Genomic DNA, 18,601 nt, shown 5'->3' with positions numbered 1-18,601 from the left:
ACACCCTGGCTTTTTTCATGGTCGCGGGCGGGCAGTTACCAGACCGCGGCCAGCTTGACGCGTCCGGACACGCTTTCGGCGATTTCCAGGAAGTGATCGAGCGGCGGCGTGGCCAGCCCCGGCACCTTGGCCATGTCGTCCCACCGCCGCAGGCGGATCGCATCGGGCGCGCCGGGCATGCTGGCGAAGTCCACCGCCTGGCCGGCGTCGAAACTGCCGCCCTGCAGTGCCAGGCTGCGGCGCGAATCCTCGGACAGCCTCGCTTCGTACTGCGGTTCGACATAGCAGAGGTAGCGCTTGGCCTCGACGTGCAGGCGGATGGGATCCAGCACGGCGGCGCTGAACAAGCCGCGCAGGAAGGGCAGCACGAAATACTGATGCTTGTCGTCGATGCCGCGCAGCGTCGGCGTGCCGGGCCGATCGGCGATCAGGTGGCCCAGGTCATGCAGCAGGCACGCCGTGATGAGATGGGCGTTGGCGCCGTTCTGTTCGGCGAGCGTCGCCGTCTGCAGCGCGTGCCGCAGATGGCTGACGGATTCGCCATGATAGGAACGGTGCCCGCGTTCCAGGAAAAGCTGTTCGATATCCTGCAGGGTCAAGGCCATGGTTGTCTCCTGAGTGGCCGCAAGGGGAAGAGGCGGGCAGTGACCGCAACGGTCAGCCGGCTGCCGGCGCCATCTCCAGAAAGCGCGCGATAAGCTGCACCGGTTGGCGCTCGCGCAGGCAGTACAGGTACTCATTCATCACGATGCCGGCGTCTTCGATGTCGAGGGCTGCCAGATCGGGGTGGGACGGGATTTCGCGTGACGGGATCAGGCTGATGCCCAGCTCGCACAGGATGGCTTGGCGGATCGACTCGCGGCTGCCAATCTCCAGCGTGCGGCGCACGGTGACGCCGGCGGCTTGCAGCGCCTCTTCCGTCAGGTGGCGCGTCATGGAACCCGGCTCGCGCAGCAGCAGCGCATAGTCCGCCAGATCGGCAAGGCGCACCTGCCCGCGCCGGGCCAGCGGATGTGTCCGGTGCACCACCACGCGGATCGGGTCCGCGGCGATCTTGCGCCGGTATAGGTGCTTGTCATCCATCAGAAAGGAAGACGTGGCAATCTCGATGCGGTAATCCTGCAGCGCCCGGAGCATCGACTGCGAATTGCCGATCGTGACGGTCAGGTCGATGCCGGGATAGCGCTGGTTGTAGCGCCGCACGGTGTCCATGATGTAGTACGGGCCGGTCGCGCCGATGCGCAGGTTGCCCTCGCGCAGATCGCTCGCGTCGCGCAGCCGGAAGTCGATCTCGGTCTCCTGCTGCACCAGCTTCTCGACCATCGGCATCAGGTTCTGCCCGGCGTCCGACAACCGCATGCCGCGCCCCTGCCGGTGGAACAGTTCGATGCCGTAGCGCGATTCGAGCTGACGCAACTGCCCGGTCACCGTGGGCTGGCTCACGCCCAGTTGGGCGGCGGCCTTGGTGACGGTTCCGCAGCGGGCCACGGCATAGAAGGATTTGAGTTCGGCGACGAGCACGATCGGGGGCGAGGATTGGACGCAATGCGCAAGACCGCCAGTACACCAAAATAATTTGATGTTTTTATTACTGCATTTGCGCGAAGTGTCATAAACGCTCAATACGCCGATTCCATACTGCCTTCGTTCCCAGACCGGAGGCCTCATGCCCCAACGCGATACCGCCTTTCTCTCCGTGCAGAATCTCGTCAAGCGATTCGGCACCCACACGGCGCTGGCCGATGTGTCGCTGGATATCCGCGCCGGAGAGCTGGTGTGTCTGCTGGGGCCGTCGGGTTGCGGCAAGACGACGCTGCTGCGTGCGATTGCCGGGCTGGAGCGCCAGGACAGCGGCACCATCGTGCTATCGGGCCGCGACATCTCCCATGCCGAGCCGCAGGCGCGCGACTACGGGATCCTGTTCCAGTCCTATGCGCTGTTTCCGAACCTGACCGTGGCCCAGAACGTGGCCTACGGCTTGAGCGGCAAGCGCGCCCACCGCAGCCACGTCGCCAGCCGCGTCGAGGAAATGCTGACGCTCGTGGGTCTGGCGGGCGCGTCGAACAAATATCCCGGCCAGATATCGGGCGGCCAGCAGCAGCGCGTGGCGCTGGCGCGCGCGTTGGCGCCGTCGCCGTCCCTGCTGTTGCTGGACGAACCCATGTCCGCGCTGGATGCGCGGGTGCGTGAACACCTGCGCATCGAACTGCGTGCGCTGCAAAAGCGCCTGTCCATCACCACGCTCATGGTGACGCATGACCAGGAAGAGGCCATGGTGATGGCCGACCGCATCGCCGTGATGAACGGCGGCGTCATCGAACAGTACGGCACGCCGCGCGAACTGTATCGTCAGCCGGGATCGGCCTTCATCGCCGATTTCGTCGGCGAGGCCAACTGGCTGCCGTTTGAACGCATCGACACCCACCGCGCCCGCGTTGGCCGCCAGGAGCTGGCGGTGGACGCCGCGCTGGACGCTGGCTCGGGCAAGCTTTTCGTGCGGCCCGAGGCCGTGCGCGTTTCCATGGCCAAGCCGGAAGCGCCGAACGCCATGCTGGCCGACGTGCTGGATGGCGTGTTCCTGGGTCGCAGTTATCGCCTCGCCCTGCGCCTGGAAGGCGTGCCCGGCGCCACGGTCCATTCCATCGTGTCCCCTGAAACCGGAGACGCCCTGCTGGGCGCTCACGCTGCCGGCCGTTGCTGGGTGGAGCTGCCGCGCCATGCGATACGCGCCTACGCTTGATCCTGCCGTGAACAATTCCCGCGCCATCGGCCAGCCCGCTGCGGTTTCCGCTGCGCCCGCGGTTCCCGCATCCGCGCCGCTGCCCGCCTTGGGACGCCGTCCGTTGCCCGCGTGGGTCGGCGCGCTGGGCCTGGCGTTGGGGCAAGGCGGCCTGGCGCTTGGCCTTCTGCTTTTCCTGGCGTTGCCCTTGGCGGCGATCCTGCTCAAATCGGTCACGGACGCTGACGGCGGCTGGGCGGGCCTGTCGGTCATAGCCAGCATCATCAGCGCCGACGGCTTCATGGACATGGTCGGGCGCAGCCTGGCGGTGGGCGTCGTGACGACCCTGCTGGTGGTGCCGTGCGCGTACGGTTTTGCGTATGGCCTCACCCGCACCCGCCTGCCGGGCAAGGGCCTGCTGCGCACGATCGCGCTGCTGCCGCTGCTGGCGCCGTCGCTGCTGCCTGGCATTGCGTTGGTCTACCTGCTTGGCAATCAGGGCCTGCTCAAGGGCCTGACCGGCGGCGCCACCATCTACGGCTTCTGGGGCATCGTCGTCGGCGAGGCCTTCTACACGTTTCCGCATGCGCTCATGATTTTGCTGACCGGCCTGGCGCTGGCAGATGGGCGCCTGTATGACGCCGCACGCGCCATGGGCGCGGGGCCGTGGCGCACCTTCATGACGGTCACGCTGCCCGGCACGCGCTATGCGGTGTTCTCGGCCTGCTGCGTGGTGTTCACGCTGACCGTCACGGACTTCGGCGTGCCCAAGGTGGTGGGCGGCGATTACAACGTGCTGGCGATGGAAGCCTACAAGGCGGTGGTGGGGCAGCAGAATTTCCCGAAGGGGGCGGCGATTGGCATCCTGCTCCTGCTGCCGGCGCTGCTGACCTTCGTGCTGGACCGCCGCTTGCGTGCCCGTCAGGGCGCCCAGATGAGCGGCCGCGCGCAGCCTTACGCGGCCGGCGTGAACGGCCGGCGCGACGCGGCGTTCCTGGCGCTGGCGGGCGTGATGGCGGCCTTCCTGCTGCTGATCATCGGCGTGGCGGTCTGGGCCTCGTTCGTGAAGATGTGGCCGTACAACCTGTCGATGTCGCTGCGTTCGTACGACTTCGACAACATGGACGGCGGCGGCTGGCTCGCCTGGCGCAACAGCCTCCAACTCGCGTTCTGCACCGCGCTCGTCGGAACCCTGGTGGTCTTTGTCGGCGCGTGGATGATGGAGAAGGTGCCGGCGCGCAGCACGATGGCGCGCGGCCTGCGCGGCGTGGCCGGCATGCTGGCGCTGATGCCGATGGCCGTGCCGGGGCTGGTGCTGGGCCTGGGCTACATCTTCTTCTTCAACAGCGTGTCGAACCCGCTGAACGTGCTGTACGGCACGATGCCGCTGCTCGTGCTGTGCACGGTGGTGCACTTCTATACCAGCGCCCACCTGACGGCCGCCACCGCGCTCAATGCGCTGGACCCGGAGTTCGAGGCCGCCTCCGCGTCGCTGAAGGTGCCGCGCCTGACGACCTTTTTGCGCGTGACGCTGCCGATGTGCCTGCCCGCGGCGCTGGACGTGGCCCGCTACCTGTTCGTGTCCGCCATGACGACCGTGTCGGCGGTGGTGTTTCTGTACAGCCCGTCCACGGTGCTGGCCGCGGTCGCCGTGCTGAACATGGACGACGCCGGCTTCATCGGCCCGGCCGCCGCCATGTGCACGGTCATCATGGCCAGTTCCGCCGTCGCCGCGCTGATCCTGCACCTGGCGAGCCGCGCCCTGGTGGCGCGCACCCAGGCCTGGCGGCGCCCGGCGTCCCGCTGACCGATCATTTTTCCAGGATGACTTTCATGACTGCTCAACCTTTGCCCGTCCGCCTAGAAGCGGTGATCTTCGACTGGGCCGGCACGCTGGTCGACTTCGGTTCCTTTGCCCCCACCAAGGTGTTCGTGGATGCGTTTGCGCAGTTCGGCATGGACGTGTCGCTGAAAGAAGCGCGCGGCCCGATGGGCATGGGCAAGTGGGATCACATCCGCACGCTGTGCGACCAGCCCGCCATTGCCAGCCAGTACCAGGCCCGCTTCGGCCGCTTGCCGAGCGACGACGACGTCACCGCCATCTACGAGCGTTTCCTGCCGATGCAGCTGGAAAAAGTGGCGCAGTACTCGGCCGCCATTCCGGGTGCCGCCGAGGTGATGCGCGCCTTGCGCGCGCGCGGACTGACGATCGGATCGTGCTCCGGCTATCCCGCCAGCGTGATGGGCCGCGTGGTCGAACGCGCCGCCACCGAGGACCTGACGCCCGACTGCATCGTCGCCAGCGATGAAGTGCCGCGTGCGCGTCCCGCGCCCGCCATGGCCTTGAAGAATGTGGTGGAGCTTGGCTTGTCCGACGTGGCCGGCTGCATCAAGGTCGACGACACCGCGCCCGGCATCGAAGAGGGCCGCCGCGCCGGCATGTGGACCGTGGGGCTGCTGCTGTCCGGCAACGCCGCGGGCCTGACGCTGGACGAATACAAGGGCCTTTCCGAACCCGCCCGCGACGCGGCACGCGATGCTGCCCGCGCGGAACTGAATCCGGCCGGTCCGCACTACCTGATCGACACGGTGGCCGACCTGCCGGCCGTGGTCGACGACATCGAAGCCCGACTGTCGCGAGGCGACCGCCCCTGAACTAGACGCTGCCGCCCGGCGTGCCGGGCCACCCATAGACCTTTGACTCACCACGATCCGCAGCCGGCAGCCGCCGGCCGTGGGGACCTCGTTCACCCTGCTTTTCCGCTCACTCACGGAGTTGTTCATGAATCGCTACAAGCTGCTTGCACTGGCCGCCGCCCTGACGGGCGTGATGAGCGCCGCCTCGGCCGAGACCACGCTGACCGTCTACACGGCGCTGGAAGCCGACCAGATCAAGGCCTATCAGGCCGCCTTCGAAAAGGCCAACCCCGACATCAAGATCCAGTGGGTGCGCGACTCCACCGGCATCATCGCCGCCAAGCTGCTGGCCGAAAAGAACAACCCGAAGGCCGACGTGATCTGGGGTCTGGCCGGCACGGCGCTGGGCCTGATGGACAAGGAAGGCATGCTGCAGCCCTACGCCCCGAAGGGCCTGGACCAGATCGCCGCCAACATGCGCGACGCCAAGGCCGAACCGGCCTGGGTCGGCATGGACGGCTACGCAGCCGCCATCTGCTTCAACACGATCGAAGCCGAAAAGCAGAAGCTGCCCAAGCCCACGTCGTGGCAGGATCTGACCAAGCCGGTGTACGCCGGCAAGATCGTCATGCCGAACCCGGCCTCGTCCGGCACGGGCTTCCTGGACGTTAGCGCCTGGCTACAGATCTTCGGTGAAGAAAAGGGCTGGGCCTATATGGACGCCCTGCACAAGAACATCGGCTCGTACACGCACTCGGGTTCCAAGCCGTGCAACATGGCTGCCGCCGGCGAATTCCCGATCGGCATCTCGTTCGACTACCGCGCCGCCAAGCTGAAGGCCGACGGCGCGCCGGTCGAAGCCGTGTTCCCGTCGGAAGGCCTGGGCTGGGAAGTCGAAGCCACCGCCATCATGAAGGGCACCAAGAACCTCGACGCCGCCCGCAAGCTGGCTGACTTCTCGGCAAGCCGCGAAGCCAACGAGCTGTACAAGGCCAACTTCGCAGTGCTGGCGATCCCGTCGATTGCGACCGCCAATCCCAACCTGCCGGCCGATCTGACCTCGCGCATGATCAAGAACGACTTCACGTGGGCCGCAACGAACCGCGACCGCATCATTGCCGAGTGGACGAAGCGCTACGACGGCAAGTCCGAGCCGAAGAAGAAGTAATCCCTGACCCACCGCGGCGGCAGCGCGCCGCCGCGCATCGGGAGACCCGCGGGGGTCTCCCCGACATTCCTCTAGCAGTAGTTCAAAAATGAAGACTTACGACGTAATCGTGGTGGGCGCGGGCATGCTCGGCATCGCGCATGCCTGGGCCGCCGCCAAGCGCGGCCTGTCCGTGGCCGTCATCGAGCGCAGCCGCCAGGCGCACGGCGCGACGATCCGCAACTTCGGCCAGGTCATCGTGACGGGCCAGGCGCCCGGCACGATGCTGTCGCACGCGCAGCAGTCCCGCGAGCTGTGGCTCGATCTGGCGGACAAGGCGGGTTTTCATGTGCGTGCCAATGGCGCGCTGGTGCTGGCGCGCAATGCCGACGAGGCCGACGTGTTGCGGGAATTCGCGGACATGCGGCTGCGGCAGGAAGGGTACCGTGCCGACCTGCTGTCGGCTCGCGAGGTGGGGGCGCTGTACAACGGCCAGCTGGCCCACCACTGCCTGGCGCTGCGCGGCCACGATGACCTGCAGATCTATTCGCGCGAGGCGCTGCCGGCCATCACGCACTATCTGCAGTCCTCGCTGGGCATCGACTTCATCACGGGAACCCTGGCGCGCGCCGTGGAAAACGGCGAAGTCAGCACCTCGGCGGGCGACTTCAAGGCGTCGCATGTGTTCGTGTGTCCCGGCCACGATTACCTGACCCTGTTGCCCGAACAGTTCGCGCCGCTGAACCTGGAGGTCACGCGCCTGCAGATGCTGCGTGCGGTGTTCGACGGCGCGCCCATCGCGCTGGACCGGCCGCTGCTCACCGGCCTGTCCTGCGTGCATTACGGCGCGTTCTCGGACCTGCCGACGGCGCAGACGCTGCGCGGCGTGATCCAGGCGCGTACGCCGATGCTGCTGGAAAACGGCATCCACCTGCTGATCAGTCCCACGCCGTACGGCGAACTGATCATCGGCGACTCGCACCAGTACGGGCAGGACGCATTGCCATTCAACGACGAAGCCGTCGACAACGCCATGCTGGATCTGGCCTCGCAGGCGCTGGGTGCGCGGCTGCGCGTGGTCGAGCGGTGGCAAGGCGTCTACGGCGCGCACGGACCGGCGCCGTTTTCCGTGCTGCCGGTGGACGCGGCCACCACGGTGGCGGTCATGCACTCTGGCGTCGGCATGACGGTGGGGTTGGCGATCGGCGAACGGACGGTGGCGGGCGTTATTGGACGTTAAACTCGGACGCTGAACCGCACAACGCCGCTGGACGAAAAAAGGGCCTTGCGATCCGTAAAGGATGTCGCAAGGCCCTTTTGTCATGCGGGCTGAGGCGGTGGGGACTACACCGACTGCATGATGCGGCGGTACCACTCGTGGAAGTGCTGCATGCCGTCTTCCATGGGCGACTGGTAGGGACCGGTCTCGTTCACGCCGCGCAGCATCAACGCCTTGCGGCCGGCATCCATGCGTTCGGCGATCTCGTCGTCCTCGATGGCCGTTTCCATGTAGGCCGCGCGCTGCGCCTCGACGAACTCGCGCTCAAACGCAGCGATTTCCTCGGGGTAGTAGAACTCGACCACGTTGACCGTTTCCTGCGGGCCCTTCGGGTACAGCGTGGACAGCACCAGCACGTGCGGATAGAGCTCGATCATGTGGGTCGGGAAGTACGTGACCCACACGGCGCCGAAGTCGGGGGCGTCGCCTTCGCGGAACGACAGCAGGCGGTCGTGCCACTGCTTGTACACGTCCGAACCCGGCTGCGCCAGCGCGTTGTGCACGCCCACCTTCTGCAGGCTGTACCAGTCGTTGAACTCCCAGGTCAGGTCGTCGCAGGTGACGAAACGCCCCAGTCCGGGATGGAACGGGCCGACGTGGTAGTCCTCGAGGTAGACCTCGATGAAGGTCTTCCAGTTGTAGTTGCACTGATGCACTTCAACGTGGTCCAGCACGTAGTCGCCGAAGTCGAACTCGGGGCGCCCGAACAGCGGCGCCATGTCGGCAGCCGGGTCGCGCGGGCCTTCGAAGAGCAGCCCGTGGCAATCGCGCAGGCGGAACTTCTGCAGGTTCATGCAGGGCGTGGTTTCGAACTGCGGCGCGCCCAACAACTCGCCTTGGTTGTTGTACGTCCAGCGGTGCAGCGGGCAGACGATGTTGCCGCCAGTTGCCTTCAGGTTGCCGTGCGTGTTGCAGTTGCCGGCCACGTTGCCGGCTTCGCCACCAAGCATCAATGCCTGACGGTGACGGCAGACATTTGAGATGAGTTCGACGCCATGCTGGTTGCGAACCAGCGAGCGCCCTCCGTTTTCCTGGACCAACGTACGCCAATCCCCGATTTCGGGCACCAATTTCTGGTGGCCGACGTACAGCGAGGATTGCTTGAAAATGAGTTCTTGCTCGCGGGCAAAGAGGGCTTCGTCAAAATAAGCGCTGACGGGTAGCTGGGTGCGAGCTGGCACGACATGTGCCATCCGACCGATGTCGGTCATGATTCCCTCCGCTCGGATAAAAAAGCCAGGACGGTTTGAGCCTTGCCAGGCGCTTTCGTTCAAGTCCAGGTCCCTCGCGGTGTGTGCCGGGGGCCTTGTTCGTGAATTCGAGCCTGGTTGAATCCGTACTGGCGCGAAGAAAAATCGGTGTCTGGCCGATCAAATAAGCCGTGAATTGTACCCCAAGGGCTTGTACGACGCCCGTGGCAAAAGGGCAGGCCATTCGCGTGAATCCCGGGGTGGGTTTGACCGCGCGCAAACCGCGATTAACCCTTTATTCCGTAGGTCTTTCAGACGAGCCGGCGGGTGGCCGGATGACGCCTGAGCAACCAGCTGCTGGCGGCCGACAAGGCGAACACCATCATCGTCAGTAACGGCACCACCCACGCATCGCGGTCCTGGCCCGAAAAAGCCCCGACGCGGCGCGCGACATCCAGGAAGACGGGATGGATGAGATAGACGCCAAACGTCAACGGGGCCAGCGCTGCAAGCCTGGGCAATCGCGGCGAGGACACGATCCATTGGAACGCAGCCAGCGACATGAACGGCACCGTCAGGCTGAAGTAGTCGTAGAAGTAGGTGTCCAGCACGTGGCCGTTGGACATGACGGTCACGCCCAACGCGGTCGCGGCCACGGTGGCGGCCAGCATCAGGCCCGGGCGCGGAACGCGCATCTCGCCATCGAAGATCAGACGGCCGGCGACGAAGTAGCCCAGGTAAGGCAGGAACCACGTCAGGAAAAAGCCATGCGGCGCGCCGAGCGCGCGGCGGTACAGGGCGTCAAGGATCGCCACGCCCAGGATGCCGACGACCCACAGCGCGCGCGCCTTCGGCGTGCTGCGCACATACAGCACGCGGACCAGCGGCGCGAACAGGTACAGGCCCACGATCATGTACAGGTACCAGAGGTGGTAGTAAGGCTCGCCCTGCGCGACCTTGCGCGGCCAGAACGAAAAATCGATGCGGCCGTCGTCCCACCAGTCCAGCCCCGTGCGCCATGCCAGGTAGAAGAGCGTCCAGAACAGCAGCGGGGCCAGGATGCGCGCAAGACGGCGGCTGTAGAAGCGGCGCGCGTCCTGGGGCTTGTCGGGGTCGAGCAGCAGGGCGCCGCTCACCATCACGAAGACGGGCACGCACCAGCGTGCGGCGGAGTCGTACAGATTGGCGGCCAGCCATGCGCCGCGGCCGTGGGCGGCGGGATCGCTGACGATGAGTGCGGCGCTGTGCAGCAGAACGACGGCCAGCGCAGCCAGCCAGCGGGCTGAGTCCAGGCGGGCGTATCGGTCTTCGGTCTGAGGCATCGGGCTCCCGGAATGGTTCGGCGACTGCGCCTTACCTTAGCAGCGACGTGACGCCGATTTCTGTATCCAGGGGTTAGACCGCGCGTAAAAAACCGACAGGGCCGTGAGGGCGCTGTCGGGGGGAAAGGCATGCTCGCGGCAGGGCCGCGGGCACACCGGTCGCGGGCCGGCACTCCGCGAACGTTTTGTCACGAAACCGGCATGAAGGCAGGCTTACTGCAGGACGATGTTGGCCTGCTTGATGAGCTGCGACACGATGGGCTGCTCGGTCTTGATCTGCTTGTCCAGCTCGGCCGCCGTGCCCGAACGCGGGTCGATGCCCATGTCCAGCAGGCGCTTCTTCACCGCTTCGTCCTTCAGCGTTTCGGTCAGCGCGGCCTGCAGGCGCTCGACAACGGGTGCCGGCGTGCCCTTGGGGGCCACGAAGCTGAACCACGCGGTCATGTCGAACGCGGGATAGCCTTGCTCGGCCAGCGTGCTCACGTTGGGCTCGGTCGCCAGGCGCGTGGGGCTCGTGATCGCAAAGACCTTGACCTTGCCGGCGTCAGCCTGCGGCATGCCGGTCGCCACCATGTCGAAGAACAGGTCCACGTCGCCGCTGATCAGCGCGGGCAGGGCCTGCGTGGCGCCCTTGAAGGGCACATGCAGGATGTCGATGCCGGCGCGTTCCTTGAAGAGTTCGCCGGCCAGGTGCGACGACGTGCCCGGGCCGAAGGTCGCGAACGTCAGCTTGCCCGGATTCTGCTTGGCGTACGCCACCACGTCCTGCGTGCTGTTGAACGGCCGCTTGGGCGAGGACAGCAGAACCAGCGGGCCGACGCCCACCATGCCGATCTTGGCGAAGCTGTCCGGGTCGTAGGGCAGTTCCTTGTAGAGATAGCGGTTGGTCACCAGCGTCGAGTTGGTGGCCATGAGGATGGTGTAGCCGTCCGGCGCTTCGCGCGAGACATAGGCCGCCCCAATCGACGTGCCTGCGCCGGCCTTGTTTTCCACGATCATGGACTGGCCCAGGTTCTTGGCCATCCGCTCGGCCAGGACGCGCGTCAGCACGTCGGTGGCGCCGCCCGCCGGGAAGGGCGAGATCACCTTGATCGGGCGGGACGGATACGTATCGGCCTGGGCGCCCAGCGCGGCGGCGCTGAGCACCAGGGTGGCGAGCAGTTTGAAGCTGTTGCGAATCATGTTTTCCCCTTGAAGTCGCATGGTCAGAGTGGATCGCCGGGCCTGGCTTGGCTGACGCGCATATCGTTCACGACGTCGCTTGCCAGGTCTCCTTGGATGTTTTAAATTCCGGATTATGGAATTTAATTCTGTCTTTCGAAATAAACTATAAAAACGAAGCGTATATAAATGCAACCGTTTTCTGGCGCCAAGCGCATCACCCTCCCGCCGTCCAAGCCGGACCAGAAGCTTGAACTGAGCCTGCCCGCCCGGCGCAAGCGGGCCGCCGGCGCGGGCGAGGGCGCCAATTCCCCTGACTTCATTACGGCGCTGGCGCGCGGCCTGGATGTGCTGCGTTGCTTTCGCCACGGCGTGGCCGCGCTGGGCAACCTGGATCTGGCGCGCCTGACCGGCCTGCCCAAACCCACCATCAGTCGCATCACCTACACGCTGACGGAACTGGGTTACCTGCGCTATCACCCCGACACCGGCAAGTATTCGCCCGGCTACGGCGTGCTGGCGCTGGGATTCGGCCTGCTTGCCGGCCTGGAAGTGCGCGAACTGGCCAAGGCGTCCATGACCGATCTGGCGCGCGAGACCGGCGGCGCGGTGGCGCTGGGCGCTTTCGACGGCGACGCCATGACCTACGTCGAAGCGATCCACGGCTCGTCCGCGCTGTACCTGCGCCTGCCCGTCGGCTACCGCGCCACGCTGGACAGCGCCATGGGGCGTGCATACCTGGCCAGCCTGCCCGAAGACGAGTCCGACGCCGTCCTCGCGCGCCTGGACCAGGCGGCGCCGGCGCCCGAGGCCATCGCGCGGGCGCGCGCCGAACTGGCGCAGTCCGGCTGCTGCTGCGCCATCGGCGAATGGCAATCCGGCATCAATGCCGTGGCCGTGCCGTTCACGTCCATCACGGGCGAAGGCGTCTTCGTCATGAGCTGCGGCGGGCCGGCCAGCTTGCTGGAGGCTTCGCATCTTCGGGATCACGTCGCCCCGGCGCTCCTGGCGGCGGTGGCGGGCCTGGCGGGCACGCAGGCCTAGGGCATGGGACGCATCCGGGCCGCGTCTGGCTATCTCGTACAATTCACGGATTAATCCACCCCCAAGTGCCCCGGAGGCCCGTTTGGCCAAACCCACTCAAGCTGATTCGCAGAACGACGATCGTCCCTTGCCCCAGGATTTCGAAACGGCGCTGGCCGAACTGGAATCACTGGTCGCGGCCATGGAAGACGGATCGCTGCCGCTCGAGCAATCGCTGGCTGCCTACCGGCGCGGCGTGGCGCTCACGCGGGTGTGCCAGGATCGCCTGGCGCAGGCCGAGCAGCAGGTCAAGGTCCTCGAAGGCGGCCTGCTGCGGCCGCTGGATCCCGCGGCGCTGGACGACGAATAAGACACCGATGAAGCAAACTCATCTCGCATTTTCCGAGTGGTTGCAAGGCCGTGCGCGCCACGTCGAAGACGTGCTCGACGACCTGCTGCCCCCGGCGGATCAGGCGCCTGCCCGCTTGCATGAAGCCATGCGCTACGCCGTGCTCGGCGGCGGCAAGCGCGTGCGCGCCGCCCTGGTCTATGCCGCCGGACAGGCCTGCCCCGTCAGCGGCAGCGTGCTTGCCATCGAGGCCTCGCTGGACCGCGCGGCCGCCGCCGTCGAACTGATCCACGCCTACTCGCTGATCCACGACGATCTGCCCTGCATGGACGACGACACGCTGCGCCGTGGCCGTCCCACCACGCACGTGCAGTTCGACGAAGCCACCGCCATGCTGGCGGGCGATGCGCTGCAGCCGCTGGCATTCGAACTGATCGCGTCCATGCCGATCGCGCCGGCGTTGATCGTCCAGGCCACCCAGTCGCTGGCCCGCTCGGCCGGCAGCCAGGGCATGGCAGGCGGGCAGGCGATCGACCTGTTCAGCGTCGGCCGCTCGCTGTCGCGCGATGAACTGCAGATGATGCACGGCATGAAGACCGGCGCCATGCTGGCGTGCAGCGTGGCGTTGGGCGGCATCGTGGCGGGCGCCAGCTCGGCATCGCGCCAGGCGCTGGACGCCTACGCGCAGGCCATGGGCCTGGCGTTCCAGGTGGTCGACGATATTCTTGACGTCACTGCGGACAGCGCCAGCCTGGGCAAGACGCCGGGCAAGGACGCCGCCGAAAACAAGCCTACGTACGTGTCCCTGCTGGGCCTGGACGAAGCCCGGGCCTTTGCCGAGGAACTGCGCGTGGCGGCGCTGGCCGCCCTGGCGCCGCTGGGCGACGCCGGCGCGCGTCTGGCCCAGCTTGCCGACTTCATCGTTCTTCGAGACCGCTGATCCGAGATCAGCCCGGCCTTCTTGGTAGGCCGGGCCAACGAACCCCATAAAAGCATGACGACAGATTTACTGGACCGTATTCAATCGCCGGCTGACCTGAAGCGCCTGGATCGTCGCGAACTGAAAAAGCTTGCCGATGAACTGCGCGGCTTTGTGCTGGAGTCGGTGTCCAAAACGGGCGGACACCTGTCGTCCAACCTGGGCACCGTCGAACTCACGCTGGCGCTGCACCAGGTGTTCGACACGCCGCACGACCGCATCGTGTGGGACGTGGGTCATCAGTCCTATCCGCACAAGATCCTGACGGGACGCCGTGCCGGCATGGCCAAGCTGCGCCAGCAAGGTGGCATTTCGGGCTTCCCGAAGCGCAGCGAATCCGAGTACGACGCCTTCGGCACCGCGCATTCGTCCACGTCGATCTCCGCGGCCCTGGGCATGGCGGTGGCCTCGCGCAATGCGGGCGAACAGCGCCAGCACATTGCCGTGATCGGCGACGGCGCCATGTCCGCGGGCATGGCGTTCGAGGCCATGAACAACGCGGGCGTCACGCCCGACATCAACCTGCTGGTGATCCTGAACGACAACGACATGTCGATCTCGCCGCCGGTGGGGGCGCTGAACCGCTATCTGGCGCGCCTGATGTCCGGACGCTTCTACGCCACGGCCAAGAACGTGGGGCGGGCGGTGCTGCAGCACGTGCCGCCGGTGCTTGAGCTGGCGCGCCGCTTCGAGGAGCACGCCAAGGGCATGGTCACGCCCGCCACGCTATTCGAAGAGTTCGGCTTCAATTACGTGGGCCCCATCGATGGCCATGACCTGGACGCGCTGGTTCCCACGCTGCAGAACCTGAAAGCCCTCGAAGGCCTGCAGTTCCTGCACGTCGTCACGCGCAAGGGCCAGGGCTACAAGCTGGCCGAAGCCGATCCCGTGCTTTATCACGGTCCCGGCAAGTTCGATCCGGCGGTCGGCATCCAGCAATCGAAGGCGCCGGGCAAGCGCACCTTTACGCAGGTGTTCGGCACGTGGCTGTGCGACACGGCGCAGCAGGATGCGCGCCTTGTGGCCGTCACGCCCGCCATGCGCGAAGGCAGCGGCCTGGTCGAATTCGAACAGCGCTTCCCGCAGCGGTATTTCGACGTGGGCATTGCCGAACAGCATGCCGTCACGTTCGCCGCGGGCGTGGCCTGCGAAGGCCAGAAGCCGGTCGTCGCCATCTATTCCACCTTCATGCAACGCGGCTACGATCAGTTCATCCATGACGTCGCCCTGCAGAACCTGGACGTCACATTTGCGCTGGACCGCGCCGGCATCGTGGGCGCGGACGGCGCCACGCACGCCGGCAATTACGACATCGCCTTCCTGCGCTGCGTGCCGAACATGGTGGTGGCCACGCCTTCCGACGAAAACGAAACCCGCCTGCTTCTGTCGACCTGTTATCAGCACCCCGGTCCGGCATCGGTGCGTTACCCGCGCGGCGCGGGCTGCGGCGCGGCTGAAAGTCAGAGCCTCGATACCGTTGAACTGGGCAAGGGCGTCGTCCGCCGCGAAGGCAAGAAAATCGCCATCCTGGGCTTTGGCACGCTGGTGCAGGCTGCGCTGGGCGCCGCCGGCAAGCTGGATGCCACCGTCGCCGACATGCGCTTTGCCAAGCCGATCGACCGCGAGCTGATCCTGGATCTGGTCAGCCGCCACGACGCGCTCGTCACCCTGGAAGACGCCTGCATCATGGGCGGCGCAGGCAGCGCAGTACTCGAGGTGCTGAGCGCCGCCGGCGTGCTGATTCCGGTGCTGCAGCTTGGCCTGCCGGATGAATTCATCGACCACGGCGAGCAATCGGCCCTGCTGGTGGGGCTGGGTCTGGATGCCGCGGGCATCGAGCAGTCGATCCGCACGCGCTACGCCGACCTGTTGAAGTGATCCGGCCGGCCTGATTCCGGCTGATCCTTGCGTCCGAGGACATGCGTCTTCGGACGCAAGGATGAAACACACTGTTCCGGCCCCGCCCGCATGGCTCCGTGGGGTTACCCCTTCTCATTGCGCGTGGCTGGGCGATAATTAGCCCCTTCTCAAGACAACTGGGCCAGCACGTTGCGCCATGGCGGACCGGCCCGGACAGGTAAGCCGAAATGAATTCTCCGATCGACCCCGCCATCGTGATGCCCGACGTCCAGAGCGCCACCGACACGCGGCATATCCCGATCCAGCGCGTTGGCATCCGCGGCGTGCGTCATCCCATGCTGGTCCAGAGCGGCGACGGCTCGGCGCAAGGCACGGTGGCCAGCTGGACGCTGACCGTGGCCCTGCCGCCCGAAGAAAAGGGCACGCACATGTCCCGCTTCGTGGCCCTGCTCGAAAAATACCGCACCACGGCCATGACGCCGGCGCTGTTCCGCACCATGGCGGCCGACATGCTGCCGCTGCTGCATGCCGAACGCGGCGACATCACGGCATCGTTCCCGTACTTCATCAACAAGTCCGCGCCGATCTCCGGCGTGCAGAGCCTGCTGGATTACGAGGTCCAGTGGATCGCGCGCGCGCAGGCCGACCGCGTCGAATTCGAACTCGTGGTCCAGGTGCCGGTCACCAGCCTGTGCCCGTGTTCGAAGGCCATCTCCGAATACGGTGCGCACAACCAGCGTTCGCACGTCACGGTGTCGGCCATCCTGAATGAAGACATCTCGATGGACGGCGTGATCCGCCTGATCGAAGACGAAGGCTCGTGCGAACTGTGGGGCCTGCTCAAGCGCCCCGACGAAAAGTTCGTCACTGAACGCGCCTACGACAATCCCAAGTTCGTCGAGGACCTGGTGCGTGATGTGGCGGCCCGCCTGAACGCGCACCCCGGCATCGCGCGCTATCGCGTCGAGGCCGAAAACTTCGAGTCCATTCACAACCACTCGGCCTACGCCGTCGTCGAAGGCTGAACGCCCGTGCGCCACCCGGCGGCCAGCGACTGGCCGCTCATCGCCGATCTGCAGCAATGGGAAGCGCGGCTGGCCAGCAATCTGGCGAGCCGCGGCCGCTTTGGCGTGGCGCTTTACGAGTTCTTCCGCTTCGGCGTGAAGCAGGCGTGGGCGTGCCTGTTCGGCGGCCTGATGTGCGCGCTGCTGCTGGGCACGCACTGGTGGTATCCCAAGGATGCCGCGCTGGCGCGGTACGACTTCCTGACGCTCGCCGCGCTCGGCATCCAGGCCGCGCTGCTCGCGCTGCGCATGGAAACCTGGAGCGAAGCGCGCGTGATCCTGATGTTCCATGAGGTCGGCACCTGCATGGAAATCTTCAAGACCGCCGCCGGCTCGTGGATCTATCCCGAAGCCAGCGTGCTGCGCATCGGCGGTGTGCCGCTTTTCACGGGATTCATGTACGCCGCGGTGGGCAGCTACCTGGCCCGGGTGTGGCGGTTGTTCGATTTCCGCTTTCGCGCGCATCCGCCGCTGGCCGCGACCGCCGTGTTGTCGGTGCTGATCTACGTGAACTTCTTCGCGCACCATTACGTGATGGACTTCCGGTGGGCGCTGTTCGCCATGACCGCCGTCCTGTTCGCGCGCACGTGGGTGTATTTCCGGATCTGGCAGGTCTACCGGCGCATGCCGCTGCTGCTGGGTTTCGTGCTGGTGGCGCTTTTTATCTGGTTTGCCGAAAACATCGGTACCTTCGCCAATGCGTGGCGCTATCCCAACCAGGCGCAGGTCTGGCAGGCCGTGTCCATCGCCAAGCTGGGATCCTGGTTCCTGCTCATGATCATCAGCTACGTCATGGTCAGCGCCGTCAACCGGCCTCGGGCGATCACCGCCGCCGACCTGCCTGCAACTGGCGGGCAGGAACGTGCCCGAAACGCGTCCCTTATTTCTTAAGCCTACGCCGGCTTGCAAGCGACCGCCCAATCGGTGATAATCGAGAGCTTTCTTGCTCGACCACCCATGGTTTTTGGGTAGCGGGCTGCCCCTTGCGGCGAAACGTCAACGATGTTGATCCACCCATGATGGAAAGCGCGGGTGCAAGACGTTTGGTTAGCAAGACATCCTCAAGGAGTTTTACTCATGCGTCACTACGAAGTAGTGTTTATTGTTCACCCCGACCAAAGCGAGCAAGTGCCCGCCATGGTCGAGCGTTACCAAGCGCTGGTCACGGGCCAAGGCGGCTCGATCCATCGCCTGGAAGACTGGGGCCGCCGTCAACTGGCCTACCCGATCCAGAAGCTCGTCAAGGCTCACTACGTCTGCCTGAACATCGAGTGCGGCCAAGCCACGCTGGATGAGCTGGAACACTCGTTCCGCTACAACGACGCCGTGCTGCGCCACCTGGTCATCAAGACCAAGAAGGCCCAGACCACCCCGTCGATCATGATGAAGTCGGTCGAGCGCGAAGAAGCCCGCAAGGCTTCGGCGGAAGCTGCTCCGGCTCAGGCCGAGTAAGCAGGCTCACGCAGAGCTCATTGCATCAAGTCCCCTCGGTACCAGGCAGGATGAATAAGCTGGAACTCAGCGCCCGCGTTCTCGAATGCGAGCCTTTGCGCCACACACCCGCCGGTTTGCCAGCGCTGGAAATGCTGCTGGCGCACGAGTCGGAAGTCATCGAAGCCGGCCACCCGCGCCGTGTCGAACTGACGATTTCCGCCGTGGCACTGGGAGATCTGGCGCTGCTCTTGAGAAACACCGCTTTAGGGTCTGAATTGCTGGTGCAGGGGTTTTTGGCTCCCGCCCGCAAGGACTCGGTGAAGATCAAGCTGCATCTGCAGCAGGCGCGCAAGATCAGCGGAAGCGCTGGGCGCGATCCGCAGGTGGCCTGAAGGCAATGAGACACAGGGTGCGAGAGCGCCTTCTGAATTCGGATA

General features: G+C 65.9%; 18 protein-coding genes. 13 read left to right on the top strand and 5 right to left on the bottom strand.

Translation table 11 applies throughout. The annotated features are described in order from the left end of the window. Positions 1-35: 35 nt before the first annotated feature. Positions 36-605: a phosphonate degradation HD-domain oxygenase gene (locus B2W22_RS18060; RefSeq protein ID WP_175124676.1), complete on the bottom strand. Its 570-nt coding sequence runs from the start codon at positions 603-605 to the stop codon at positions 36-38. Positions 606-657: 52 nt separating this feature from the next. Continuing rightward, positions 658-1,521 carry a LysR family transcriptional regulator gene (locus B2W22_RS18055; RefSeq protein ID WP_175124675.1) on the bottom strand — a complete coding sequence of 288 codons (864 nt, stop codon included), beginning with the start codon at positions 1,519-1,521 and terminating at the stop codon, positions 658-660. Positions 1,522-1,666: 145 nt separating this feature from the next. On the opposite strand from B2W22_RS18055, the gene B2W22_RS18050 reads away from it, so the two are divergent. From B2W22_RS18050 to B2W22_RS18030, 5 genes are all read left to right on the top strand, one after another. After that, positions 1,667-2,740 (top strand): putative 2-aminoethylphosphonate ABC transporter ATP-binding protein, encoded by a 1,074-nt coding sequence (locus B2W22_RS18050; protein WP_175124674.1) that lies wholly within the window; start codon positions 1,667-1,669, stop codon positions 2,738-2,740. Beyond that, positions 2,718-4,526, top strand: coding sequence for a putative 2-aminoethylphosphonate ABC transporter permease subunit (locus B2W22_RS18045; protein ID WP_254595025.1), 1,809 nt, complete (start codon positions 2,718-2,720; stop codon positions 4,524-4,526). Before B2W22_RS18050 ends, B2W22_RS18045 begins: the two co-directional genes overlap by 23 nt. 17 nt (positions 4,527-4,543) lie before the next feature. Continuing rightward, positions 4,544-5,374, top strand: a complete 831-nt coding sequence (gene phnX, locus B2W22_RS18040; RefSeq protein WP_414631980.1) for a phosphonoacetaldehyde hydrolase — start codon at positions 4,544-4,546, stop codon at positions 5,372-5,374. A 127-nt stretch (positions 5,375-5,501) separates the two neighbouring features. Further along, entirely contained in the window at positions 5,502-6,524 is a 1,023-nt protein-coding gene (locus tag B2W22_RS18035; RefSeq protein WP_175124672.1) for a putative 2-aminoethylphosphonate ABC transporter substrate-binding protein, read from the top strand. An 88-nt stretch (positions 6,525-6,612) separates the two neighbouring features. Then, entirely contained in the window at positions 6,613-7,743 is a 1,131-nt protein-coding gene (locus B2W22_RS18030; RefSeq protein ID WP_175138798.1) for a TIGR03364 family FAD-dependent oxidoreductase, read from the top strand. Positions 7,744-7,847: 104 nt separating this feature from the next. Here the strand turns inward: B2W22_RS18030 and B2W22_RS18025 are convergent, their stop codons facing one another. The 3 genes from B2W22_RS18025 to B2W22_RS18015 form a co-directional block, all read right to left on the bottom strand. After that, positions 7,848-8,993 (bottom strand): aromatic ring-hydroxylating oxygenase subunit alpha, encoded by a 1,146-nt coding sequence (locus tag B2W22_RS18025; RefSeq protein ID WP_175124670.1) that lies wholly within the window; start codon positions 8,991-8,993, stop codon positions 7,848-7,850. A gap of 290 nt (positions 8,994-9,283) precedes the next feature. After that, entirely contained in the window at positions 9,284-10,294 is a 1,011-nt protein-coding gene (locus tag B2W22_RS18020) for an acyltransferase (protein WP_175138797.1), read from the bottom strand. 213 nt (positions 10,295-10,507) lie between these two features. After that, a complete protein-coding gene (locus B2W22_RS18015; RefSeq protein WP_175124668.1) occupies positions 10,508-11,476 on the bottom strand; it encodes a Bug family tripartite tricarboxylate transporter substrate binding protein in 969 nt (322 codons plus the stop codon). Between the two features lie 168 nt (positions 11,477-11,644). On the opposite strand from B2W22_RS18015, the gene B2W22_RS18010 reads away from it, so the two are divergent. The 8 genes from B2W22_RS18010 to priB all read left to right on the top strand — a co-directional run bounded on the left by B2W22_RS18010 (position 11,645) and on the right by priB (position 18,556). Then, positions 11,645-12,499, top strand: a complete 855-nt coding sequence (locus B2W22_RS18010; RefSeq protein ID WP_175124667.1) for an IclR family transcriptional regulator — start codon at positions 11,645-11,647, stop codon at positions 12,497-12,499. 82 nt (positions 12,500-12,581) lie between these two features. After that, positions 12,582-12,848: an exodeoxyribonuclease VII small subunit gene (locus B2W22_RS18005; protein ID WP_175124666.1), complete on the top strand. Its 267-nt coding sequence runs from the start codon at positions 12,582-12,584 to the stop codon at positions 12,846-12,848. Between the two features lie 7 nt (positions 12,849-12,855). Then, the gene (locus B2W22_RS18000; protein ID WP_175124665.1) at positions 12,856-13,767 is read left to right on the top strand and encodes a polyprenyl synthetase family protein; all 912 of its coding nucleotides are present in this window, start codon (positions 12,856-12,858) and stop codon (positions 13,765-13,767) included. A gap of 54 nt (positions 13,768-13,821) precedes the next feature. Beyond that, positions 13,822-15,684 (top strand): 1-deoxy-D-xylulose-5-phosphate synthase, encoded by a 1,863-nt coding sequence (dxs, locus tag B2W22_RS17995; RefSeq protein WP_175124664.1) that lies wholly within the window; start codon positions 13,822-13,824, stop codon positions 15,682-15,684. A 209-nt stretch (positions 15,685-15,893) separates the two neighbouring features. Then, positions 15,894-16,691 (top strand): GTP cyclohydrolase FolE2, encoded by a 798-nt coding sequence (folE2, locus tag B2W22_RS17990; RefSeq protein ID WP_175124663.1) that lies wholly within the window; start codon positions 15,894-15,896, stop codon positions 16,689-16,691. Between the two features lie 6 nt (positions 16,692-16,697). After that, positions 16,698-17,621: a DUF817 domain-containing protein gene (locus B2W22_RS17985; protein WP_175124662.1), complete on the top strand. Its 924-nt coding sequence runs from the start codon at positions 16,698-16,700 to the stop codon at positions 17,619-17,621. A gap of 186 nt (positions 17,622-17,807) precedes the next feature. Further along, entirely contained in the window at positions 17,808-18,182 is a 375-nt protein-coding gene (rpsF, locus tag B2W22_RS17980; RefSeq protein ID WP_056322467.1) for a 30S ribosomal protein S6, read from the top strand. A 50-nt stretch (positions 18,183-18,232) separates the two neighbouring features. Continuing rightward, entirely contained in the window at positions 18,233-18,556 is a 324-nt protein-coding gene (priB, locus tag B2W22_RS17975) for a primosomal replication protein N (RefSeq protein WP_175124661.1), read from the top strand. Positions 18,557-18,601 lie beyond the last annotated feature (45 nt).

The sequence above is a fragment of the Achromobacter sp. UBA4530 genome, assembly GCF_002388205.1.
Classification (GTDB): Bacteria; Pseudomonadota; Gammaproteobacteria; order Burkholderiales; family Burkholderiaceae_B; genus Achromobacter; species Achromobacter animicus.
The sequence above is the reverse complement of the archived record's forward strand: the minus strand, read 5'-3'. Positions and strand labels throughout refer to the sequence as shown.